Annotated in this window: 25 protein-coding genes and 1 pseudogene; 14 read left to right on the top strand and 12 right to left on the bottom strand. The window is 64.2% G+C overall.

From position 1 onward, the window contains the following. Positions 1-31 precede the first annotated feature (31 nt). From ACWW36_RS28820 to ACWW36_RS28800, 5 genes are read right to left on the bottom strand one after another with little or no spacing between them, the layout of a single operon-like run. Positions 32-1,306, bottom strand: a complete 1,275-nt coding sequence (locus ACWW36_RS28820) for a cytochrome P450 (protein WP_456139317.1) — start codon at positions 1,304-1,306, stop codon at positions 32-34. A 15-nt stretch (positions 1,307-1,321) separates the two neighbouring features. Beyond that, positions 1,322-2,161 (bottom strand): mycofactocin-coupled SDR family oxidoreductase, encoded by an 840-nt coding sequence (locus tag ACWW36_RS28815; protein ID WP_456139316.1) that lies wholly within the window; start codon positions 2,159-2,161, stop codon positions 1,322-1,324. Between the two features lie 56 nt (positions 2,162-2,217). Then, entirely contained in the window at positions 2,218-3,171 is a 954-nt protein-coding gene (locus tag ACWW36_RS28810; protein ID WP_456139315.1) for a TIGR03564 family F420-dependent LLM class oxidoreductase, read from the bottom strand. Positions 3,172-3,180: 9 nt separating this feature from the next. Then, positions 3,181-3,924, bottom strand: coding sequence for a hypothetical protein (locus ACWW36_RS28805; protein WP_456139314.1), 744 nt, complete (start codon positions 3,922-3,924; stop codon positions 3,181-3,183). A gap of 1 nt (position 3,925) precedes the next feature. Continuing rightward, positions 3,926-4,834, bottom strand: a complete 909-nt coding sequence (locus ACWW36_RS28800; RefSeq protein ID WP_456139313.1) for an NAD-dependent epimerase/dehydratase family protein — start codon at positions 4,832-4,834, stop codon at positions 3,926-3,928. A 56-nt stretch (positions 4,835-4,890) separates the two neighbouring features. Between ACWW36_RS28800 and ACWW36_RS28795 the strand changes: the two genes are divergently transcribed. Next, the gene (locus tag ACWW36_RS28795) at positions 4,891-6,066 is read left to right on the top strand and encodes an acyl-CoA dehydrogenase family protein (protein WP_456139312.1); all 1,176 of its coding nucleotides are present in this window, start codon (positions 4,891-4,893) and stop codon (positions 6,064-6,066) included. Between the two features lie 45 nt (positions 6,067-6,111). Continuing rightward, a complete protein-coding gene (locus tag ACWW36_RS28790) occupies positions 6,112-7,398 on the top strand; it encodes an HNH endonuclease (protein ID WP_456139311.1) in 1,287 nt (428 codons plus the stop codon). An 11-nt stretch (positions 7,399-7,409) separates the two neighbouring features. Here ACWW36_RS28790 and ACWW36_RS28785 read toward each other — a convergent pair whose 3' ends face one another. Continuing rightward, complete coding sequence (locus ACWW36_RS28785) at positions 7,410-8,852, bottom strand: aldehyde dehydrogenase (RefSeq protein ID WP_456139310.1); 1,443 nt, start codon at positions 8,850-8,852, stop codon at positions 7,410-7,412. A 101-nt stretch (positions 8,853-8,953) separates the two neighbouring features. Here ACWW36_RS28785 and ACWW36_RS28780 point away from each other — a divergent pair, with 101 nt between their 5' ends. From ACWW36_RS28780 to ACWW36_RS28725, 12 genes and pseudogenes are all read left to right on the top strand, one after another. Beyond that, the gene (locus tag ACWW36_RS28780; protein ID WP_456139309.1) at positions 8,954-10,219 is read left to right on the top strand and encodes an aromatic ring-hydroxylating oxygenase subunit alpha; all 1,266 of its coding nucleotides are present in this window, start codon (positions 8,954-8,956) and stop codon (positions 10,217-10,219) included. Then, positions 10,216-10,545 carry a hypothetical protein gene (locus ACWW36_RS28775; RefSeq protein ID WP_456139308.1) on the top strand — a complete coding sequence of 110 codons (330 nt, stop codon included), beginning with the start codon at positions 10,216-10,218 and terminating at the stop codon, positions 10,543-10,545. The genes ACWW36_RS28780 and ACWW36_RS28775 overlap by 4 nt, the downstream gene beginning before the upstream one ends. After that, on the top strand, positions 10,542-11,792 hold the full coding sequence (locus tag ACWW36_RS28770) for a metal-dependent hydrolase family protein (RefSeq protein WP_456139307.1): 1,251 nt from the start codon (positions 10,542-10,544) through the stop codon (positions 11,790-11,792). Before ACWW36_RS28775 ends, ACWW36_RS28770 begins: the two co-directional genes overlap by 4 nt. Before the next feature lie 6 nt (positions 11,793-11,798). Beyond that, positions 11,799-12,266, top strand: a complete 468-nt coding sequence (locus ACWW36_RS28765; RefSeq protein ID WP_456139306.1) for a MarR family winged helix-turn-helix transcriptional regulator — start codon at positions 11,799-11,801, stop codon at positions 12,264-12,266. 49 nt (positions 12,267-12,315) lie between these two features. Continuing rightward, positions 12,316-12,600: pseudogene (locus tag ACWW36_RS28760) on the top strand (2Fe-2S iron-sulfur cluster-binding protein); the annotation flags it as partial. A gap of 12 nt (positions 12,601-12,612) precedes the next feature. Then, positions 12,613-13,356, top strand: coding sequence for an SDR family NAD(P)-dependent oxidoreductase (locus ACWW36_RS28755; protein WP_456139305.1), 744 nt, complete (start codon positions 12,613-12,615; stop codon positions 13,354-13,356). 12 nt (positions 13,357-13,368) lie between these two features. Further along, positions 13,369-14,628: an aromatic ring-hydroxylating oxygenase subunit alpha gene (locus tag ACWW36_RS28750; protein ID WP_456139304.1), complete on the top strand. Its 1,260-nt coding sequence runs from the start codon at positions 13,369-13,371 to the stop codon at positions 14,626-14,628. Between the two features lie 2 nt (positions 14,629-14,630). After that, positions 14,631-14,966 carry a hypothetical protein gene (locus tag ACWW36_RS28745; RefSeq protein ID WP_456139303.1) on the top strand — a complete coding sequence of 112 codons (336 nt, stop codon included), beginning with the start codon at positions 14,631-14,633 and terminating at the stop codon, positions 14,964-14,966. Further along, positions 14,963-15,808: a TauD/TfdA dioxygenase family protein gene (locus tag ACWW36_RS28740; RefSeq protein WP_456139302.1), complete on the top strand. Its 846-nt coding sequence runs from the start codon at positions 14,963-14,965 to the stop codon at positions 15,806-15,808. Before ACWW36_RS28745 ends, ACWW36_RS28740 begins: the two co-directional genes overlap by 4 nt. Before the next feature lie 124 nt (positions 15,809-15,932). Then, positions 15,933-17,207 carry a cytochrome P450 gene (locus tag ACWW36_RS28735; RefSeq protein WP_456139301.1) on the top strand — a complete coding sequence of 425 codons (1,275 nt, stop codon included), beginning with the start codon at positions 15,933-15,935 and terminating at the stop codon, positions 17,205-17,207. After that, positions 17,204-17,395, top strand: coding sequence for a ferredoxin (locus ACWW36_RS28730; RefSeq protein WP_456139300.1), 192 nt, complete (start codon positions 17,204-17,206; stop codon positions 17,393-17,395). Before ACWW36_RS28735 ends, ACWW36_RS28730 begins: the two co-directional genes overlap by 4 nt. 15 nt (positions 17,396-17,410) lie before the next feature. After that, positions 17,411-17,698 carry a DUF1330 domain-containing protein gene (locus tag ACWW36_RS28725; RefSeq protein WP_456139299.1) on the top strand — a complete coding sequence of 96 codons (288 nt, stop codon included), beginning with the start codon at positions 17,411-17,413 and terminating at the stop codon, positions 17,696-17,698. 70 nt (positions 17,699-17,768) lie between these two features. Here ACWW36_RS28725 and ACWW36_RS28720 read toward each other — a convergent pair whose 3' ends face one another. The 6 genes from ACWW36_RS28720 to ACWW36_RS28695 form a co-directional block, all read right to left on the bottom strand. Continuing rightward, positions 17,769-18,527: an alpha/beta fold hydrolase gene (locus ACWW36_RS28720; RefSeq protein WP_456139298.1), complete on the bottom strand. Its 759-nt coding sequence runs from the start codon at positions 18,525-18,527 to the stop codon at positions 17,769-17,771. Continuing rightward, complete coding sequence (locus ACWW36_RS28715) at positions 18,527-18,727, bottom strand: ferredoxin (RefSeq protein WP_456139297.1); 201 nt, start codon at positions 18,725-18,727, stop codon at positions 18,527-18,529. The genes ACWW36_RS28720 and ACWW36_RS28715 overlap by 1 nt, the downstream gene beginning before the upstream one ends. Continuing rightward, positions 18,724-19,926, bottom strand: coding sequence for a cytochrome P450 (locus ACWW36_RS28710; RefSeq protein ID WP_456139296.1), 1,203 nt, complete (start codon positions 19,924-19,926; stop codon positions 18,724-18,726). Before ACWW36_RS28710 ends, ACWW36_RS28715 begins: the two co-directional genes overlap by 4 nt. Positions 19,927-20,050: 124 nt before the next feature. Beyond that, positions 20,051-20,851: an NAD(P)-dependent oxidoreductase gene (locus ACWW36_RS28705; RefSeq protein ID WP_456139295.1), complete on the bottom strand. Its 801-nt coding sequence runs from the start codon at positions 20,849-20,851 to the stop codon at positions 20,051-20,053. Further along, positions 20,848-21,666, bottom strand: a complete 819-nt coding sequence (locus ACWW36_RS28700) for an NAD(P)-dependent oxidoreductase (RefSeq protein ID WP_456139294.1) — start codon at positions 21,664-21,666, stop codon at positions 20,848-20,850. Before ACWW36_RS28700 ends, ACWW36_RS28705 begins: the two co-directional genes overlap by 4 nt. Next, positions 21,666-22,511, bottom strand: coding sequence for an alpha/beta hydrolase (locus ACWW36_RS28695; protein ID WP_456142664.1), 846 nt, complete (start codon positions 22,509-22,511; stop codon positions 21,666-21,668). Before ACWW36_RS28695 ends, ACWW36_RS28700 begins: the two co-directional genes overlap by 1 nt. Between the last annotated feature and the right edge of the window lie 25 nt (positions 22,512-22,536).

The raw sequence follows: 22,536 nt of genomic DNA, 5'->3' as shown, positions 1-22,536 counted from the left end.
TTGTCGCGGCATGCCGACGGAGTGCCGCCAACTACAACGGCGCGAACTCGATGTGCAGTTCTGTCAGCCCGCGCAACAGGAACGTCGGCTCGTAGCTGTAGTGACGGTCGTCGGCGGTGCCGTGCTTGGCTTCGCTGATCGTGATGTCGCGCATGCGGTCGAGCATCCGGTTGACAGTGATGACACCCTCCACGCGTGCAAGCGGTGCACCTGCGCAGGTGTGGATGCCGCGGCCGAAGGCGATGTGCTCGCGAACGTTCTTGCGGTCCAACCGGAATTCGTGCGGATCCTCGAACTTGAGCGGATCCCGGTTGGCCGCGCCGAGGCACAACATGATCACTGTTCCCGCCGGAATGTGAACGCCGCCAAGCGTGGTCGTCTTCCGCGCCAGCCGGAAGTCCACCTTCGTCGGGCTCTGCGTGCGCAGTGATTCCTCGATGAACGGGCCGACCAGCTTGCGGTTCTCCCGCACCTCCTGCTGCAGATCCGGTCGCTCGCCCAGTACCTGCACCGCCGAGCTGAGGAGCTTGGTGACGGTCTCTTGGCCAGCTGCGAACAGGAACGTCGCGGGGCGAACGACCTCGAGTAGTTCGGGCGTCGAGCCATCCGGGTATGTCGCGGTCGCCATGGTGGTGAGTACGTCGTCGCGTGGCTCGCTTCGCCGCTCTGCCAGGTAGGCGCTGAACTTGTCATCGAGATACTGCAGCGGATTCAGTCCCACCGGCTCGCCGTCGAGCGCACCAACACCACCCTCCGGTTGGCCGGCGCCGAGTGCGTGTCGAATCTCGTCGCGGTCTTCCTCCGGTACGCCGAGAAGGTCAGTGATCGCCAATGTGGCGAACGGCCTTGCGAATTCGGCCAAGAACTCGCAGTGGTTGTTGGCGATGAACTCGTCGAGCTGGCGGTCAACCAGCTGCCACATGAAGTCTTCGTTCTCCTTGAGCCGCTTTGGCGTCAACAACTTGCTCAGCAGGGAGCGCGCACGCGTGTGTGCCGGCGGATCCATGACAACGAGGTGCTCGTTGATCGGAAACTGATGACGGTGCGCCTCGATCTGCGCAGTGATGTCGTCACCCTCGGGCTCGAACGGCAGCGGCGGAAACGGCCCGCCGATCGCATTGACTGCGGAGAATGCGTCGACGTCTTTGAACGCCGCCATGACCTCGGCGTAGCCCGTGACGGCGACGACGCCATGATGCGGTTCCCGAAACACAGGTCCCTGGCTGCGTAGGTAGTCGAGGTAGTCATAGGGGTCCTGTGCGACGGCTTGATCGGAGAAATAGTCGACAGATGCGAAGTTAGTCATTTCTGATCGGTCGATCTACTTCAGCATGCTGCCGGCGTCGACTGTCAGGGTTAGGCCGGTGACATAGCGAGCCTCATCGGATGCCAGGAACAAGACGGCGTTGCTGATGTCGACCGGTTCCACCCAGCCCACCGGCAGCACGTGCATGAGCTGCGCGACGACCTTCATGTCGTCGGCGCCTGGGTTCTCCAGGTCGGGCCGGAACAACTTCATCGTCCCCTCGTTCATGAACATCGGCGTGTTCACGTTGGTGGGGTGGACGGAGTTCACGCGAATGGAGTGTTGCCCGAGCTCGACCGCGAAGGTCCGCATCAAGCCAACGACACCGTGCTTGGCTGCGATGTAGTGCCCTGTGTGCGGGTAGGCCTTGAGGCCTCCCACCGAACTCGTCAGCACGATCGAGCCGCCGCGACCCCCGGAGAGTAGATGCGGCACACCGGCTTTCACCGTGTGCCAGACTCCGGACAGGTTGACGTCGATCATGTCCTTCCAGTCGCTCTCGCTGGTCTTGTCCAGCGTGGCTCCACCGTTTCCGATGCCGGCGTTGGCGACGATGACGTCGAGCCGGCCCAACTGCTCGACACCGCTGTCCACAGCGGCCTTCAGGGTGTCGTAGTCGCGGACGTCGACCTCGGCGGTGACGATGCGGCGGTTCTGCGCCTTGACCAGATCGGCGGTATCGGCCAGGTCGTCGGGCGTCGACGGCGGAATCTCGCTGCTGCGGCTGATCGGCTTGCAGACGTCAATCGCGATGATGTCGGCACCTTCTTGCGCCAGCCTCACCGCGTGACTGCGGCCCTGCCCGCGCGCCGCGCCAGTAATGAAAGCGACCTTGCCTTCGACACGCCCAGCCATCTCCACCTCACAAGTCTGATCGATCGATCAACACTTTACAGGTGTGCGGCAGTCTGTCAATCGAGGTTGAGTGAAGCGAGGAACTCTTGGGTGCGTTCCCGCGACGCTTTGCGCGCTTGCGCATCGGCGCCGAGCGGCACGACGCGCGCGGCGAGATCGGTGACGCCCGCATCGCGGTAGCTCTGCAAGCGCGCGAGCACCGTCGATTCGTCGCCCGCCGCCATGGTGTCGCCGACGTCCTCGGCGTCGCCGTGTTCGAGCAGCCGAACGTAATTGGGAGAGAAGTCGGCATGGCCGAGCACGTCGCTGGCGTATGCGCGCGCGCCGTCGACCTCTCCGGGCGAGCACAGGGCGACGGGCACGCCCGCGACGATGCGTGTTCCGGACTTGCCCGCTGCGGCGGCCGCCTCGGTGACGCGCGGCACCACGTAGTCGCCGATCGCTCGCTCGTCAGCCATCCACAGAATCGTTCCTCCGGCGCGCTCGCCCGCGATCTGCAGCATCGTCGGACCGAGCGCGGCCAAAAGCATTGGCATCTCATATGAATCGGTGACGTCAATGGGGCTGTGCACCCGATAGTTATCGTTCTCGACGTCCACCGTTCCCGGGCCCGCGAACGCGGCCGTAAGAACGTCGAGGCAGTCGCGAACCACGCGCGCCGGCCGGTCATACGGTAAGCCCAGTTGGTCCGTGATGATCCAGTGGTGCGATGGACCAAGCCCGAGGCTGAAGCGCCCGGAGCACGCGACCTGCGTGGTCAGCGCCTGTTGGGCCAGGATCAGAGGATGCCGGGTTTGGATCGGGACGACTGCCGTCCCGATTTCGATCCGCTCGGTCACCTGTCCGAGAAGCGCCACCGCCGTCAGCGCGTCGAGGTAGCCGGGCACCTGCGGGAACCAGAACGACGCGAAGCCTTGATCTTCGGCGGCTTTTCCGTCGTCGAGCACCCCCGTCAGCCGGTCCGCCCGTGAACGCTCCTTGTCGGAGCCGACCATCAAACCGATTCGCATCCAAGCCCCTTACGGCACATAGCGATCCCACTCATACGGCACCACCACATGGAACGGAGCGGCGAAGAGTGGTTCGATTCCGTTGTTGCTCCATCGTTTCTCCAGAACCGGGCGCAGCCGGCCCGCGGCCGCAACCGGGTCGTCGTCGAGGAAGCAGTACGAAATCGTCTGGCCCGCAGGGGCACTCGCCAATCGGGCGTCGACTGATTGCGACGCCGCCGACCACACACCGGCGACACCATCCACGTCCGTCAGCTGCGCTGCGGTTGAACCACCCTGTTCCAGCAGGAGATAAACGCCGCGGACGGGCCACCACGGCAGTACATCGGCTCCGATCTTGACGCGCGGCGCCGTGGCCTTGTCCTCGACTCGGTAGATGCCGCGCTCGACCGGAGGCAGCAGCGGGAGTTTGCGGCCAGCGTTGCTTAGCGCCTTGGCCAGGTCGAGAAAACCCGTCATACCGCTTTGATCGGTGAAGAAGTACGTCATCACGTGGTCTATGTCGTCGTAAGGGTCGCGGTTCGTGGCGCGGGCAGCCCGGCACGCGGGCGTCGACACCAACCGCAGGGACGCCCGCACCGCCGTCAGTCGGTGTTGTTCCGGCCGGTGGTCGAGGGTGTGCCAACGCAGGTACTCGGCGTCCGCTCCCTCGGGATGCCGCCTCGCCATGGAGACGAACAGAGTGGTGATATCGCCGTGGCCTGCGGCGAGTACTCCGTCGACCTCATCCGACGGTGTGCCCGGTAGTTGCATGTCAATTACTCTCCGTCAGAATGATTTCAGGGTGGCGAGCTTCGATCATCCGCCGGAAGCCTTCGCGCCACGGCACTTTGGTGCGCCCCAGCACTTCGTGCATGTAGGTGACATCGGGCCACAATGGCGTGTGGGCGTCGGGCGTGTATTCGAAGATCGGCTCGATGCAGACGAGTTGACCCATGTAGCCGCAGTACTCCTCGACGCTCACGGTCTCGCTTCCTGCCCAATTCACCACGATCGGCGGTGTGGCCGCGACCTCCATGGCCCGGACACCGAATTCGACGTAGTCGTCTTCATAGATCGGGTTGTAATTGTTGGGCTTGTCGGGGTACAGCCGAATCGGCTTGTGGGCCAACATCATCTCGAGCCGGTCGGCAGGCGCTCCACCTTCTGGACCGTAGGTGGAACAGATCCGGATGATCGTGAGCGGGATCCGAAACTGCTTGGCGATCCAGGTGCAGACCGCCTCGGCGGCGATCTTGGAGAAGCTGTAGTTCGCGCGAAGTGGGACGCCTGGCGGATCGGACTCACGCAATGGCCGCTGCCCCTGGTATCCGTACACCGAGCCGGTGGAACAGAAGACAAAACCCTTCGCGGTTCGGCAGCGGTAGAGCAAGTCGCCGGACTTCTGCGCGTTGGTGTCCACGCAGTCCGTCCACTCGCCGGCGCCGACGTCGACCGCAGCATGGAAGACGTACGTGAAATCGTCGGGCAGGGCTGAGAAATCGCCGGTGCTCATGTCCAGCGCCACGGGCTTGATGCCGGCGGCCGCCAGCTTGTCCCGATCGGCCGGATCCCTTAGGCGGGCAGCGCCCCAAACATCATTGCGCTCCGCGAGCGCACGCGCGATCGGGAACGCGATCTTTCCCGTCGCACCGGTGATGAGGATCTTTTCCGACTCGAGCATCCAATCAGTCATAGCGCACCGGCGCACAAATGTTAAGTACTTGATATGTTGGCCGTGTGCAGCTCACATTCGACCCCGAGGTCGAGGAGTTCCGCGCGGAGTTCGGCAGATTCCTCGACGACCACCTGCCGACCGAGGCGCAGGCCGCCGAGCGGTCGCGGTCGACGGCGCACGTGCCGCAGTGGGCGCGCGACTGGCAGCGGCTGCAGTTCGACCACGGTTGGCTGTTGCCGGGTAACCCTCCCGAATTCGGTGGCCGAAACGCGGGTGTGCTGCAGCAGTTCGTCCATCGTGAAGAACTGTCGCGCCGGCGCATCTACCACTGTTTCAACCCGCAGGGCGTCGGCATCATCGCGGCGTCGCTGCTGTCGTTCGGCACCGACGAGCAAAAGCAGCAGTGGGCGGTTCCGATCTTGCGTGCGGAAATGACAGCGGCCCTCGGCATGAGCGAGCCTGGCGCGGGATCAGATCTCGCTGGACTGGCCACCCGCGCCGTACTCGACGGCGACCACTTCGTGGTCAACGGGCAGAAGGTGTGGACGTCTGGCGCCCACGACGCCGACGTGCTGCTGACTTTCGTGCGTACCGATCCCGACGCGCCGAAGCACAAGGGCATCAGTGCGCTGCTGATCCCCACCGATACGCCAGGGGTCGAGCGCCGTCCATTCGCGTCGGTCGTCGACCGAGACAGCCTCGACTTCAACGAAGTGTTCTTCACAGACGTGCGCGTGCCCGTGGAAAATCTCGTCGGTCCGCGGGGCGGCGGGTGGAAGGTCGCCAACGGATCGCTCGGCCATGAGCGAACGATGATGTGGATGGCGTTCGCCAACAGAATGGAACAGTTGCTCGAGGATTACCGACCTGTCGGGGAGCTCAATCGGGACCGGTACGCGACCATCGCGATGGATTATCAAGCGTTGCGTCTGTTGGGCTCGGTTGCGCTTGGCCAGGCCGCACGCGGCGAGCGAGACATCCCCGGCATTTCGGTGCTCAAGCTGTTGGGGTCGGAGGCCGAGCAGAGCGCGTTCAGGCACGCCCTGGACGCGGCGGGTGTCGACGGCCTAAGCAGTTCAGCGCTCACCGCGCCGTACAACCCTTACAGCCCAGACCTTTTCACCGGCAGTTGGTTCAGTCGTTACGTCGCCACGTATGCCGGCACCATTTCGGGTGGCACGTCGGAGATCCAGCGCAACATCATCGCGCAGCGCGTGCTCGGCTTGCCGGCTCGCTGACCAACCGAGTGATTTTTGTCGGACCCCTCTTCTAGTATCGAATGTATGTTCGATGCAGTGGTGTTGGCGGCGGTGGATGCGCATGCCGATGAGTCGGCGTTGGTCGAGCGTATTGCGTGGTTGGAGCGGGTGAAGTCGGCGGCGGCCGCGGGTCAGGCGCGCGCGGCGGCGGCGTTGGACGACAAGCGGCGCGCGGCGGAGGCCGCGGCCGGGGTGCCCACGGCCGACCAAGGCAAGGGTCTGGCGAGCGAGGTGGCGTTGGCGCGGCGGGATTCCCCGAAACGTGGCGGCCAGCATTTGGGGTTGGCCAAGGCGCTGGTGCATGAGATGCCGCATACGTTGGCCGCCCTGGAGTGCGGGGCGCTGTCGGAGTGGCGCGCGACGTTGATTGCGCGCGAGTCGGCGTGCCTGTCGGTGCAGGATCGGCGCCGGCTGGATGCCGAGATGTGCGCTGATGTCGGCACGCTCGAGGGCAAGGGCGACGCGCGGATCACCGCGAAGGCTAAAGAGATCGCCTGCCGCCTCGATGCCCAGGCGGTGGTCGACCGGGCAGCCAAGGCGGAGAACGATCGCACCGTCACGATCCGCCCGGCGCCGGATTGCATGACGTATGTGACCGTGCTGCTGCCGGTGGCCAAGGGGGTGGGAGTGTATGCCGCGCTCAAACGTCAGGCCGACACCACTTTTGATGAGCGTTCGCGGGGGCAGGTGATGGCCGACACGCTGTTTGAGCGGGTCACGGGCCGGCCCGCTGACGAGCCTGCGCCGGTGGCGCTGAATGTGGTGGTGTCGGATGCGGCGTTGTGGGGCCAAGACACCGCGCCTGCTGTGCTCGACGGGTATGGGCCGATTCCGGCGTCGCTGGCGCAACGGTTGGTGCGTGATGCGGTCGTTGATGACCGGTCGTTGGCGACGTTGCGGCGGCTGTATCGGAATCCCAGGAGTGGGGCGTTGGTGGCGATGGAGTCGCGGTCGCGGTTGTTCCCCAAAGGTCTGGCGGCGTTTATCGGGGTGCGGGACCGAACCTGTCGCACCCCGTATTGTGATGCGCCGATTCGGCATCGCGATCACGCCACCCCCCGTAACCGTGGCGGGCCCACCAGTGCGGTCAATGGGTTGGGGGAGTGCGAACGGTGCAACTACACCAAAGAGGCACCCGGCTGGCGGGTCACTGCTGGTGATGAGAACGGTACGCACACAGCCGAATTCATCACACCCACCGGTGCCCGGTATCGCTCCACAGCGCCCCCGCTGCCCGGCGCTGCACTGATCACGGTCAGCGAAGTCGAAATCAGAATCGGCATCGAACTCACCGACCTACACGCGGCTTAAGGCTCCGATGACTAACCGGCTACCGCAATGGATTTGGTGTCGGTGTAGCCGTCGATGCCCTCACGGCCGAGTTCGCGTCCGTAGCCGCTGGCCTTCACGCCGCCGAACGGGGCGAACGGATCCATGGTGTAGCCCTGGTTGACACCGAACGTACCGGTGCGGATAGCGGCGGCGACGGCCAGTCCGCGGTCTGTGTCTTGCGTCCACACCGAACCCGCCAGACCGTAGTCGGAGTCGTTGGCGACCCGGATCGCCTCGTCCTCATCGGCATACGGGATCACGGTCAGCACCGGCCCGAAGATCTCCTCGCGCGCGATCCGCATCGAGTTGTCGGCACCGTCGAACAGCGTCGGCCGGACATACCACCCTCGATCCAGCCCGTCGGGCATCTCCGCGCCGCCGACGACAACGCGAGCGCCCTGCTGCTGGCCGCTCTCGATGTAGTCGCGCACACGTTGTTGCTGACGTTGCGCGACAAGCGGACCCACCTGCGTCGCGCTGTCCGCCGGATCGCCGACGACCATGGACGTCATCTCGGCGGCCAGTGCGTCGGTGAATTCGTCGGCCCGACCGGCGGGCACCAGTATGCGGGTCAGCGCATTGCAGATCTGGCCGCTGTTCGACAGGCTGGCCGACCGCACGCCGGTGGCGACCGTGCCCGGTTCGGCGTCCGCGAGCACGATCGCGGCGGATTTGCCGCCCAGTTCGAGACTCACGCGCCGTAGGTCGGTTGCGCATGCGGCCGCGACGGCCCTGCCCGCGGCCGTCGACCCTGTGAACGAAACCTTGTCCACGCCAGGGTGTTTCACCAGGAACTCGCCAACCCTGGTGTCGCCGGGCAGCACGCTCACGACACCGTCCGGCAGGCCGATCTCGGCGATCATCTCTGCGAGCAGCAGCGCATTCAGCGGTGATTCCGGAGCGGGTTTGAGAACGACAGTGCATCCGGCCAAGAGCGCGGGTATCAGCTTGGTGGTGATCAGGAATTGCGGCATGTTCCAGGGCACGATCGCGGCGACGACGCCGACCGGCTCGCGGCGGATGTGGATGTCGGCGCCGTACATTCCCGGCCGCGCCTCCTGCCACGGATAGGCCTCGGCTACGTCGCAGAACGCACTCATCATCATCGCGGGCAGCCCGACCTGGGCCCGCTGCGAGAAGCTGATCGGAGCACCGATCTCCGATGTAATCAGCCCGGCCATCTCGGACCGTCGTTCGCCGTACAGCTTGGCAAGCCGGCGTACGGCGTCGATGCGTTCGGCGGGCGCCTGTCGGGACCACGGGCCCGTGTCGAACGCCACCCGCGCGGCCTCGACCGCCCTGTCCACGTCCTCTGGTCCCGCGGCCGCGACGTGCGCCACCAGTTCTTCGGAGTGAGGAGAGATCACCTCGATGCGCTGGTCGGTACTCGGCTTCGCCCAATTACCGCCGATGAACAGCTCGTCCTGGCGCACGCGACCGTCTCCTTCCGAGCGATATCACAGCAATATCAACTACTTGTGATTGTTGCCTGGAGCATATACCGTCGGCGCTACCGAGTGGAGGAGAGAAGGCGATGGCTCGTTTCCCCAAACCCCCCGAAGGCAGCTGGACCCAGCACTACCCGCAGCTGGGAACCGCGCCGGTGTCCTATGAGGATTCCATCAGCCCGGAGTTCTATGAGCTGGAACGAAAAGCGGTGTTCAAGAGGGCTTGGCTGAATGTCGGTCGCGTCGAACAACTTCCGCGCAAAGGTAGCTACTTCACGAAGGAACTGAAAGTCGTCAACACGTCGATCATCGTGGTGCGCACCACCGCGGGCGAGATCAAGGCGTACCACAACATCTGCAGGCACCGCGGCAACAAGCTGGTGTGGAACGACATGCCGCTCGAGGAGACCAGCGGCGTCTGTCGGCAGTTCACCTGCAAATACCACGCCTGGCGCTATGACCTGGACGGCAATCTGACCTTCGTGCAGCAGGAGCAAGAGTTCTTCGATCTCGACAAGAGCCGCTACGGATTGGTCAGCGTGCACTGCGATGTCTGGGAAGGGTTCATCTTCGTCAACTTCGCGGACGAACCGGAACAGTCTTTGCGCGATTTCCTCGGTCCGATGGTCACCGGTTTAGAGGGTTATCCGTTCGGCGAGATGACGTCTCGGTTCTACTACCGCTCCGAGGTGAAGGCGAACTGGAAGCTCTACATGGACGCGTTCCAGGAGTTCTATCACGCCCCGGTGTTGCATGCGAACCAGTCGCCGTCGGCGTATTCGAAGGCCGCTGCGGAAGCCGGGTTCGAGGCACCGCACTATCGCCTCGATGGGCCGCATCGTCTGGTGAGCACGTCGGGAGTGCGGGCGTGGGAGATGGACCCCGATATGCGCAAGCCGATCGAGGACATCTGCCAGAGCGGTCTGTTCGGGCCGTGGGACAAGCCGGACCTGGGCGAGATGCCCGACGGCCTCAATCCGGCGAAATGTGACCCCTGGGGCCTGGATTCGTTCCAGCTGTTCCCCAACTTCGTGATCCTGATCTGGGGCCAGGGCTGGTATCTGACCTACCACTACTGGCCGACGTCCTACCACAGGCACATCTTCGAGGGCACGCTGTACTTCCCGCAGCCGCGCACGCCGCGAGAGCGGATCGCTCAGGAGCTGGCGGCGGTGTCGTTCAAGGAGTACGGGCTGCAGGACGCGAACACCCTCGAGGCGACGCAGACGATGGTGGAGTCGGGTGTGGTGAACGAGTTCCTGCTCTGTGACCAAGAGGTGCTGATTCGCCACCTGCACAAGGAAACTGCTGCGTGGGTCGACGACTACCAGCGCAGGACGGTGGAGGTATGACCGCCGTGCTGCCCGCCGAATTCGCCGACCTGGAGCCATATTCGGAGTGGTGTCTGGCCACCGAACCCGAGCGCTTCGCGAAGCGGTTGGCCAGTTCGATGGCCGAGATGCAGGCCTTCTATGACGCGATCACACCGCGCGCCGAGGAGGCAATCTCCTACTGCGACAAGTTCCCGCTCGACGACATGCCCGACGACGTGCTCAATCTGATGCACCTGTTGTATTCGATGATCATGGTCTCGTTTCCTGTCGAATGCTGGAAGCAGCCGCGGGTGCCGGATTCCGGCGCAGCGACTCTTGACTGCCTCTCTGAACCGGTGCCGTGACCACCGTTCTGCACGCCGCGCGATGGGCCGACGTCGACGCCGGCGAGGTGCATTCGCCCGCGGTGGTGGTGGTCGAGGGTGAACGGATCCAGTCGATCAATCCTGCTGAGCTGCCTGCTGACTCGACGGATATCGACCTCGGCGATGTGACGCTGTTGCCGGGGCTGATGGACATGGAACTCAACCTGCTCATCGGGGGCCCGGGTGGCCCCGAGGGGCTACCCAATCCGATGCACGGCGTGCAGGACGACCCCGCATACCGGACCTTGCGCGGTGCGGTGAACGCGCGGACCACGCTCGAGGCCGGGTTCACGACCGTGCGCAATCTCGGACTGATGGTGAAGACCGGCGGGTATCTGCTCGACGTCGCACTGCAGCGCGCCATCGACCAGGGCTGGCACATCGGTCCACGTATCTACCCGGCAGGCCATGCGGTCACCCCGTACGGAGGCCACCTCGACCCAACCGTGTTTCAACGGCTGGCGCCGGGCATCATGCCGCTGTCGGTCGCCGAGGGCATCGCCAACGGAGTCGACGACGTCCGGGCGTGCGTGCGCTATCAAATCCGCCACGGAGCCAAGCTGATCAAGGTGTCCGCGTCCGGCGGTGTGATGTCGCACAGCACAGCCCCCGGCGCCCAGCAGTACTCCGACGACGAATTCGCCGCGATCGCCGACGAGGCGCACCGCGCCGGTGTGCGAGTGGCCGCACATGCGGTGGGGGACAAGGCCATTCGTGCCTGTATTCGCGCCGGCATCGACTGCATCGAACACGGCTTCCTCGCGACCGACGAGACCATCCAGATGATGGTCGACCACGGCACGTTCCTCGTCTCGACCACCTATCTCACCGAAGCGATGGCGGTCGACCGCATCGCGCCTGAACTTCGCAAGAAAGCCGAGGAGGTGTTTCCGCGCGCACAAGCAATGCTGCCGAAGGCGATCGCCGCAGGTGTGCGAATCGCGTGCGGAACGGATGCGCCGGCGATCCCACACGGGCAGAACGCCAAAGAGCTGTGCGCGCTGGTGGATCGCGGTATGGCGCCGATGGAGGCGATTCGGGCAGCCACGGTGACTAGTGCTGAGCTCATCGAGGCGGACGACGAATTGGGCCGGCTCGCACCGGGATACCTTGCCGACATCATCGCGGTGCCGGGTGACCCGTCGCGCGATATCGCGACCACGCTGGACGTGGAGTTCGTGATGAAGAACGGCCAGATCTACAAGCGCGGAGGCTGGAGAAAGTAGGCGAGCGTGGAACAAACCGACAACATCCTCTGGCTGCTCAAGCAGGCGTGGTATTTCTCGCTGACAACCGTGAATGATTCCGTCAGCGACCACGGCGTGAGCACCGCGCAGATCGGCATGCTGCGACAACTGGCCACCGAGCCCGGCCTGTCCGGAGCCGACCTCGCGCGTCGTTTGCTCATCAGTCCGCAGGGAGTGCAATTGGCGCTCAAGGAACTCGAGCGTCGCGGACTTGTCGAGCGGAAACAGAACCCACAACACGGCCGGATACTGCAGGCGTTCCTGACGGACGAGGGACGCAAGGTCGCCGAGGCCGTAGTCAGCGATGCGATCGCCGCGAACGACAGGGTCTTCGGCGTCCTCAGCAGCGACGAGCAGGAAACGCTGAAAGAGCTGCTGGGCCGGGTGATCGAGCAGGGCACCGGGCACAAGTTGCACACCGATCACATCGGTCCGGACATAGCAAGTAGTTGATATTAATGACAAGTACTTGATAATGTGCGCCTCGATGATTGAGGACACGGCGGTGCGCACCGAAGAGGTCGTCATCGAACTCGAGCGCCGGAAGACGACCGCGACTTACCGGAGCGGTGACACGCTGCTGCAGACTGCGCGTTCAGCCGGGCTGCAGGCCCCGTATTCCTGTGAAGCCGGCTCATGTGGCACATGCATGGCGCGCGTCGTCGAGGGCAGCGCCCGGATGGTGAACAACGACGCGCTCGAAGAGGACGAGGTGTCCGAGGGTTACGTGCTCACCTGTCAGGCCCTACCGACCAGCCCGACGATCAGGCTGACCTACGACTACTAGGAAGCAGAATCAATGAGCCGAGTGGCTGTGGTGACCGGCGGCGCTTCCGGCATGGGCGAAGCGACCTGCCATGAGTTGGCTAGGCGCGGACACAAGCTCGCGGTGATGGACATCGATGGCCAAGCGGCGCAACGTGTTTCCGAGGAACTGCGCGCCACGGGAGCCGCCGCACTCGCCGTTGCCGCCGACGTCAGTGACCGCGCCGCGGTTGAAGAAGCGTTCGCCAAGATACGGTCAGAGCTCGGCCGTGTGCACATCCTGGTCACCAGCGCCGGCTTGGTGGATTTTGCGCCGTTTACCGAGATCACCCCCGAGTCGTGGGATCGGCTGATCGCGGTGAACCTGACCGGCACTTTCCACTGCTGTCAGGTCGCGGTGCCCGACATGGTGGCGGCCAAATGGGGTCGGATCGTGATGATCTCGTCGTCAAGTGCCCAGCGGGGGTCTCCGAAAATGGCGCACTACGCCGCCTCCAAGGGCGCACTGCTGTCACTGACCAAATCGCTTGCCCGCGAATATGGTCCGCTAGGGATCACCGTCAACAACATTCCACCGTCAGCCATCGAGACGCCGATGCAGCACCGTGGGCAGGCCGAAGGACATCTGCCGTCCAACGAACAGATGGCGGCCAGCGTCCCGCTCGGCCACCTCGGTACCGGCGACGACATCGCCGCCGCTGTCGGATTCCTGTGTTCGGAAGAGGCTGGTTTCATCACCGGTCAGGTCTTGGGCGTCAACGGCGGAGCGGTGTTGTGAGAGGAGGGCAGGATGGGACGCTGGCCTAAACCGGCCGAAGGAAGCTGGACGGAGCACTACCCGGGACTCGGGATTGACCCGATTTCATTTCGTGACTCGACGTCGCCGGAATTCTACGAACTCGAGCGTGAAGCCATCTTCAAGCGCGCGTGGCTGAATGTCGGTCGGGTCGAGGAGGTTCCGCGCGTCGGCAGCTATTTCACGAAGGAGATCGACGCCGCCAAGACGTCGGTCATTGTCGTCAAGGGCAAGGATCAGTCGATCCGCGCCTTCTATAACGTCTGCCGCCATCGCGGAAACAAATTGGTGTGGAACGACTTTCCGAACGAGGAGGTCAAGGGCACCTGTCGTCAATTCACCTGCAAGTACCACGGTTGGCGTTACGACCTCGAAGGCGCTTTGACGTTCGTGCAGCAACCCGGCGAGTTCTTCGACCTCGACACCGCGCAATACGGCTTGCGTCCGGTCAACTGCGACGTCTGGAACGGCTTCATCTTCATCAACCTCGACCCCGAACCGCGACAGACCCTGCGTGAATTCCTCGGGCCGATGATCACCGCACTGGACGACTATCCGTTCGAATTGATGACCGAGCGTTACGATTTCGTCGCGCACAACAACAGCAACTGGAAGATCTTCGCCGACGCCTTCCAGGAGTACTATCACGTGCCGTCTCTGCATTCGCAGCAAGTGCCCACGGCCGTGCGACAGCCCAACGCCACCTTCGAATGCGGACACTTTCAGATCGATGGGCCGCACCGGTTGGTGTCCACGGCCGGTACCCGCAGATGGCTGCTGGCTCCCGAGTACATGTATCCCGTCGAACGAGCCACGCGCAGCGGTCTGGTCGGACCATGGCGTACGCCGGAGACGCACCAATCGGCGGGTCTCAACCCGGGCGGGATCGAGCCGTGGGGCATTACCAACTTCCAGATCTTCCCGAACCTCGAGATCCTGATCTACCACGGTTGGTACCTGCTGTACCGGTACTGGCCGACGTCGCACAACACCCACAAGTTCGAGGCGTACAACGCATTCCATCCGGCCCGCACCGTCCGCGAGCGCATCGAACACGAGGTCGCCTCCGTCGTGCTCAAGGAGTTCGCGCTACAGGACGCCGGCATGCTGGGCGGCACGCAGGCGGCGCTCGAGTACGACGTAGTCGACGACTTCCCGCTCAGTGACCAGGAAATCTTGGTGCGTCATCTGCATAAGGTGGCCGTCGATTGGGTCGAGGAATACACGAACGAGCGTCAACCGGTGAAGGTATGAATATGACGGAATCACGACTGCCGAGCGCGTTCGCCGAGTTCGAGCCATTCGCCGGAAAATGGTGTCTGGCAACGGAAGCTGAGCGATGGAATATGCGTCTGGCGACTCCGATGCCCGAGATCCGTGAGTTCTATGACGCGTTTTCTCCTCGCTTCGAGGAGGCCATCGACTACTGCGATAAGCTTCCGCTCGATGACGTGCCGGAGGACGCGCTGAATCTGCTGCACCTCATCTATTCCATGATCATGGTGTCGATGGCCGTCGAGGTGTTCGGCCAACAGAAGCCCACCGACTCGGCTGACGCCGTCATCGATCGCATCGGGGAGCCGGTGCCATGAGCCTGCTGACGATCAACAAGCTCACCGAGTCGGTCGGTGCGGAAGTCGTCGGCGTCGACTCCGACCGGCTTGGGAGCGATGACCTGCTCGGCAACGCGGTGCTCGATGCACTCGAGGAAAACGGCGTGCTGGTCTTTCCGCGGCTCGGGCTGAATCCCGAAGCGCAGGTGGCGTTTTGCCGCCGACTCGGCGCGATCGACCACTCCTCGGACGGACATCACCCCGTCGCAGGCATCTACCCGATCACACTCGACAAGTCGAAGAACTCCTCGGCGGGTTATCTGCGTGCCACATTCGATTGGCACATCGACGGTTGCACGCCGACCCGCGACGAGTACCCGCAAAAGGCGACGGTGCTGTCTGCCGTCGAGGTCGCCGAGCGTGGCGGCGAGACCGAGTTCTCCAGCACCTATGGCGCCTTTGACGAATTGAGTGACGAGGAGAAGGAGCGCTTCGCGTCGCTGCGCGTTGTGCACTCACTCGAGGCGTCGCAGCGGCGCGTCACCCCGGATCCGTCACCGGAGGAATTAGCGCGGTGGCGCGCTCGGCCGACCCACGAGCATCCGCTGGTGTGGACGCATCGCAGCGGCCGCAGGTCCCTCGTGCTCGGAGCATCGGCCGACTACGTCGTCGGGATGGATCTCGACGAGGGGCGGGCGCTGTTGACGGAACTGCTCGAACGGGCCACGAGTGACGACAAGGTCTACAGCCACCAGTGGTCGGTCAGCGACACCGTCATCTGGGACAACCGGGGCGTCCTACACCGCGCAGCCCCCTATGACCCCAGCTCACGGAGGGAAATGCTGCGCACCACCGTGCTCGGCGACGAGCCGATCCAGTGACCGCACGGCCGTGCTGAGCGGGTGCACGACCCTCTCGTTGACGCCGACGGCCCACTATGGAAATCTAATACCCAAGAATGAGAATCACGTTCTCGCTCGTCGAGATCGTCGAAACGGAGGGCGCATGACGGAGGACCTCACCTCGGTCGACTTCTTCCGGGATGGTCGTCTAACTGATGATCCGTACCGGTTCTACGAGGCGCTTCGCAACAAGTGCCCGGTCAGCCGTGAGGACCACTACGGCGTGACTATGGTGACCGGCTGGCAGGAGGCCGTCGACGTCTACAACGACGAGGAGACGTTCTCGTCGTGCATTTCGGTGACCGGTCCGTTCCCCGGGTTTCCCGTGCCTCTCGAAGGTGACGATGTCACCGAGTTGATCGAGCAGCATCGCGACGAGATTCCGTTCAGCGATCAGTTGCCGACGCTCGACCCTCCAACACACACGAACCACCGCGCGCTGTTGATGCGGCTGATCACCCCCAAGCGTCTCAAGGAGAACGAGGACGCGATGTGGCAGCTCGCCGACGACATCCTCGATGACTTCCTCGCTCCGGGTGAAGGCGAATTCATCAAGGGGTTCGCGGGGCCGTTCACGCTGCGCGTCATCGCCGACCTGCTCGGCGTCCCCGATGAGGACCGCGACGAGCTCATCGAGCGGCTCGCCCGCGGCACCCACGGGGGTGGCCTCGGTAACGCCGACAAGACGCTGACGAAGACGCCGTTGGAATACCTGTACGACGTCTTCGCGACATATGTCGAAGACCGGCGTCGTGAGCCGCGTGACGACGTGCTGACCGGCCTGGCGACGGCGACGTTCCCGGATGGGACGATGCCCGAGGTCGGAGACGTCGTGCGGGTGGCCACCAACGTCTTCTCGGCCGGACAGGAAACGACCGTGCGGCTGCTCAGTACCGCACTGAAGGTGATGGGTGATCGCCCCGACATCCAGCGCAGGCTCCGCGACGACCGCAGCCTGCTCGCGAACTTCATCGAGGAATGCCTGCGCATCGAGAGTCCGGTCAAGGGCGACTTCCGGTTGTCGCGCGTGCCGACCACCATCGGTGAGGAAGCAATCGCTGCCGGCTGCACGGTGATGGTGATCAACGGGGCCGCCAACCGCGATCCCCGCCGCTTCGAGAGTCCGGACACGTTCGATCCGGAACGCAAGAACGCCCGTCAGCACTTGGCCTTCGGTCGTGGTATCCACAGTTGCCCCGGCGCACCACTGGCTCGCGCCGAGACGCGGGTCGGGCTCGAGAGACTGCTCGACAGGACCAGCGACATCCGGATATCGGAGAGCAAGCACGGGCCCGCGGATAACCGTCATTACCAATACATTCCGACCTACATCCTGCGCGGTCTCACCGAGTTGCATCTGGAGTTCGATCCCGCATGAAAGTCACCGTCGACGAGGACCGGTGCCGCGGTCATGGCATGTGCCTGACGTTGTGCCCCGAGGTGTTCCATATGACCGACGACGGGTATGCCGTCGCCGATCCTTCCGATGTGCCCGCCGGTCTCGAAGGCGCGGCGAAGGAAGCCATCGACTGCTGCCCAGAGCAAGCCATCAGCGAAACCGACTGAAAGTCAAGGAGATTCATGCCCAAGGGTTATATCCTCATCACCGAAGACGTCCACGATCCGGCAGGGATGGCCGAGTACGCCAAGCTGGCCGGTAAGGCGATGGCCGGTGCGACGCTTCTGTCGTTCGATCAGAAGCCCGAGGTGATCGAAGGAAGCTGGCACGGCACCCAGAGCGTGCTGCTGGAATTCGACTCGGTCGAGGCGGCCCGTGACTGGTACAACTCGGATGCCTACCAGGAAGCGGTGAAGCTCCGGCAGGCCGCAGCCAACTGCAACGGAGTCATCCTCTCCGGACTGGGTTAGCCGCGAAATAGCATTCCTGGTCGTTGATTCGCCAATTCCACAACCCGGAACGCTATTTCGCGAACATCAGTCAGTCGGGCACCAGCGGGCCCGTTGCCTTCGTCGTGGTCGCGTGCACGAGCAGCTCGGCCAGCTCGCGTGGGCGACTGAGGAACGGTGAGTGCGACGTGTCGATGGTCAGCTGCTCGACGCCAAGGCGGCGTGTCACAGTGTCGGCCAGCCACCGTGGCATCGACTGATCCTGCAGGCAGCGAATGAAGCTGCGGGGGAGATCGGCCGCCCAGAACGCAGGCACCGATACCGGTGTCACCGTTGTATCGCCGAAGCGTTCAGGGCCGAGGCGTTCGAACGCCCAGCGCGCGGTGGCTTCGTCGCAGTCGTGGTAGAAGTATTTCCACGCGCCGTCGAAGTCGGCGAACCACATCGCGCCGTCGTCGTCGAACTTCAAGTAGCCCAACATCTCTCCGACGTCTGCGTCGAACTCGCCGTCCTCGTTGTCACGCATCGCCATCGCTTCGGGATACGTCCTGCCTTCGCGAGGCAGGGCCGCGGCAATGTAGGTGATGTGGCTGACCAGATCCGGCGCTGCGTCGGCGGCAAGAGTGGCGTCGAACCCGCCGCCCGAGTGCCCGACGAGCACATCACCCTGCTTGAGCGCCGACACGATTGCGTCGCGGCGGTTGGCCAGGGTCGACTCCTCGTCGACCCTGGCCCCATGTCCTGGGAGATCGACTGCGACGCCCACATGGCCAAGCTGCTCGAGCTCAGCGATCGTCCGTTCCCAGCACCAGGCGGCGTGAAAACCGCCGTGCACGAAGACGAATCGCATTACTCGTCAGATATCGAGATGGCCTGCCGCGGACACTGCCGGACCGCTTCGCGAATCTGGTGTTCGTTCTCCGGGGTGACCTCTTCCTGCAGGATGTGCAGGAAATCCTGATCGTCCAAGTCGAACACCTCAGGGATGATGCCCATGCACACCCCGTTGCTTTCGCACAGACCGAAGTCGACTACTACCTTCTGCGTCACTTCAGCACCTTCACTGGCACGTTGTGGTAGCCGGCGACGTTCTGCATCGTCACCCGGTGCAGCCCAGCGAAATCGACCTCATAGCGCGGCATGAAGTCGAGCAGGTGCTCGAGAGCGACCGTGGTCTCCAAGCGGGCCAGTGCCGCGCCGAGGCAGCTGTGGATGCCGTAGCCGAGGCCCAGGTTCTGCGACTGAGCCTTGTCTCGCGTGATGTCGAACGTTTCGGCGTTGTCGAACGCGCGCGGGTCGCGGTTGGCCGCGGCCTTCATCAGGAACACCGGCTTGTGAGCGGGCACAGTGCCGTTGGGCAGGTGGGCTTCTTTGAGCGTGTAGCGCACGTTGTACTGCACCGGGCCGACATAGCGCAGCAACTCCTCGACGGCGTCCGGCACCTTGCTGCGGTCATCCAGCAACATCTGCCACTGCTCAGGGTGCCTGGCGAACTCGACCACAGCGCTGCCGACCAGCTTGGTGACGGTCTCGGCGCCTGCGCCGCCCAACAGGGTGGTGAAGCCGGTGATCTCGATGTCGTCGAGCTTGCGCAGATTCCCCTCGTCGTCCGGTATCTCCGCGGCAATGAGGCGGCTGATCATGTCGTCCTGCGGGTTCTGCCGCCGCTCCTGAACCAGGCTGTAGTAGTACATCGCCGAGTCGATGTTGGCCTTCATGTTCTTCTCGGACAGTTCGATCTGGCCGGGCTCGCGTTCCAGGCTGGTGTCGATCCAGTGCCGGACCTGCTGGCGGAAGTCCTCCGGCACGCCGGCCATCCGGGTGATCACCTCGACGGGGAATGGCCCGGAGAAGTCCTGCACCACGTCGAAGTTGTCGGGGTCGACCTTGCTCAGATAATGCTCGACGAGCTCGACGACGGTGTCGTGCTGCGACTGGATGGCGCGCGGAGTGAACGCCTTGTTGAGCAGGCTGCGCATGTGGCGGTGGTCGGGCGGATCCATGAAGATGATCGACTTCGAGGGGACCTCGCCAGTGCGCACCATGCCGAGATCGCAGCCGCGTGACGACGAAAACGATTCGTAGTCCTTGAGCGCAGCTGCCACATCCGCGTGCCGCGTCAGCGCATAGAAGTCCTCGTCCTCGTCGTAGTAGATCGGGGCCTCGTCCCGCATCCGTTTGTAGATCTCATACGGGTTGTCGAAATACTCCTGCGAGACCGGGTTGAACTTCAGTTTGGGCTTGGTCATGGACTCCTCCTTCGCGGCGGGCTGATTGCCGGAAGCGTTACGAGGGACGCTCTAACTGTAACGCTAACAGCTTCGGTGTCCGGATACATTGAAACGGGCTAACTACTCGGGCGTTTCTCATGGTTTACCCCTGGAAACCCGCGTTTATGACGTCGTCGAGAAGCCCGAGATCGCTGCCGAGTTCAGCTGCGGTCTTGCGCACGACGGCGACGTCTTTGCCGACGAATTCGCCGACCATTTCAATGAACGCGTCGACGGAACCGCGGCCGCCGACAATGCTTGCTACGCGGCTCGCCGCGCTGCCATGGCCAATCGCGTCAAGCAGGCGCCGTTCGTCGACCCCAAGCCGATCACCCAGTCGCACGGCCTCATGCAGCAGGCCGATCTGCGCGGCGAACAGCGTGTTGTTGACAAGCTTGACGCCCTGCCCTGCGCCAATGGGACCGACGTGAAGGATCGGGTCGCCGTAGCTGGCCAGGACGGGCCGAACCCGTTCGACGGCATCGTCGGACCCACCCACAAACAGCGTTACTTGGCCTGCGGCAATGTCGTGCGGACCGCCGCTGACCGGGGCATCGACGACTGCGATACCGCGCGGCTCGGCCTCAGCGGCGATCGCCTCGGCCGTGCGCGGGCTTCCCGTGGTGTGGATGACGAGCACGGCTCCGGGCCGCATCGTGGGCAGCAGAACGCTTTCCAGGCACACCTGCTGAACCTGCTCGTCGGTGAACACGCAGACGATCACGACGTCGGAATCCGATCCGACGTCCGCCAAGTCGGTCACCGGCCGCGCGCCGAGTTCACTGACGGCTCGCCGCTTCTCGACCGACCTCCCGAGCGCGCGGACCTCGTGGCCGGCCTCGACGAGGCGGCGCACCATGGGTGCGCCCATGCGGCCCGCCCCGACGAACCCGACCTCGCTCATCGTGGGTGGTCCATCAGTTTGAGAGCGGTGTCGGCTGCTGTGAACACCGAGCCCTCCGGCGCCGACGCAGTCGCCGCGAGACTCGCCGCGTGGCGGACGTCCTTCTGCAACAACGCCCCTGCGATCGGCGCGAGGCCTTCGAGGCTTCCGCCGAAGACCGTGATGCTGCCGAGCGCCTTGCTGGTCGCCGAGCCGCCGTTGAGAACCTGGGCGAGCCGGTCGCGTGGGACGCCAAGGGACTCGCCAAGCTCAAGCGTGCTCATCGCACTACCGAGGTTGGCGGTGAACAGCAGGTTGTTCAGAATTTTGGTGACCTGACCGCTACCCAGCGGGCCGAGGTGGACAATCGGGTCGGCGTACGTCGCGAACACCGGCTTGCAGCGCTCGACGACGTCTTCGTCGCCGCCAACCATGACCAACAGCTTCCCTTCTTCGACGGCGGGTCCTCCGCCGCTCACCGGAGCGTCGATCACCGAAACACCTTGTTGTGCTGCCTTTTCGGAGACCTCGCGGCAGGTGTCGGGGTGCACCGTGCTGTGAATGGCGACAATTCCGCCGGACGCCAAACCGGCCAGGACTCCGGTCTCGCCATACAGCACTTCTCTGACATCGTCGTCGCCGACGACGCACAGGCAGACAAGGTCGCTTGCGGCCGCGAGTTCAGCCGGCGACCCAGCGGTCTTCGCGGCCGTGTCTGCATACGGTTCCAGGCTCGCTTCTCTGCGCGCCCACAGCGTCGTCTCGTAGCCGCCCTCAACAATCCGGCGGGCCATGGGGCCGCCCTGACTGCCCAGCCCGATGAATCCGACACGCATCAACCTGCCTCCAGTTCATTCGATGTGCCCTGTTGCGCGGCAACGCATTCCCCGACGAACGACAGCACCTTCGCGTGGTACGCCGCGGCGCGGAGCGAGAGCGACAGGTTGTGGCCCGTGTCGGCCTGTTCGTTGATCGTGAACCGCGGTGACGACGTGAACATCGCGCCGATCTGCGCGAGCGTCTCCGGATCAGAACGCCACACCCGCTCATGTTCAGCGACCGTGAACTGCACAGGCACCTGCACCTGCGCGGCTAGTGCCGGAAAGTCTTGCCGTGGCCAGTTCTTGGTCATGTCGACCTCGTAGAGGGCGCCGGTCGCGGAGTTCGTCATGCCGGACAACACGTCGTCGGGGTACAGGTTCGCGGGCTGCCAGAGCACGTCGCGCAGTCCGGTAGGTCGCTGCGTTGCGGTGGCGGTCTTCAGGATCTCCGCTGTCGCGGGATGGTATTCCGTGCCGGTGCCTGCCAATTCGAGGCCAATGACGTCAGCGTGGTCGGCCCGTTCGTCGGCGGCCAATCGCACCGCAAGCTCACAGCCGGCCGAATGGCCGAGCAGAACCAATCCGGCGCCGCGAGGGTTGCCGCCGAGGACCTTGTCGATTGCCCCGAACGTCAGCGCCACCCGTTGTGCCGGGTGCGCCATGGCATCCGGGTACGGAGCCGAGCTCCCATAGCCGGGCCGGTCCAGCGCAACCATCGTGTAGCCCTCGGCGGCACCGGTGCGCAGCAGCGACAAGTCCGGATGTCCGGGACAGTCGAAATAGGCTGCGGTACTTGCGCCTCCGTGGAACGCCACGATGACGGCTTTCGGATCTTCGGCGAGCGCGACAAGGCCCGACATCGGCACGCCGTCGACGAGGACGACG

This window comes from Mycobacterium sp. MMS18-G62 (assembly GCF_053877835.1).
Note: the sequence above shows the minus strand (reverse complement) of the source record. Positions and strands in the feature narration are given on the sequence as shown.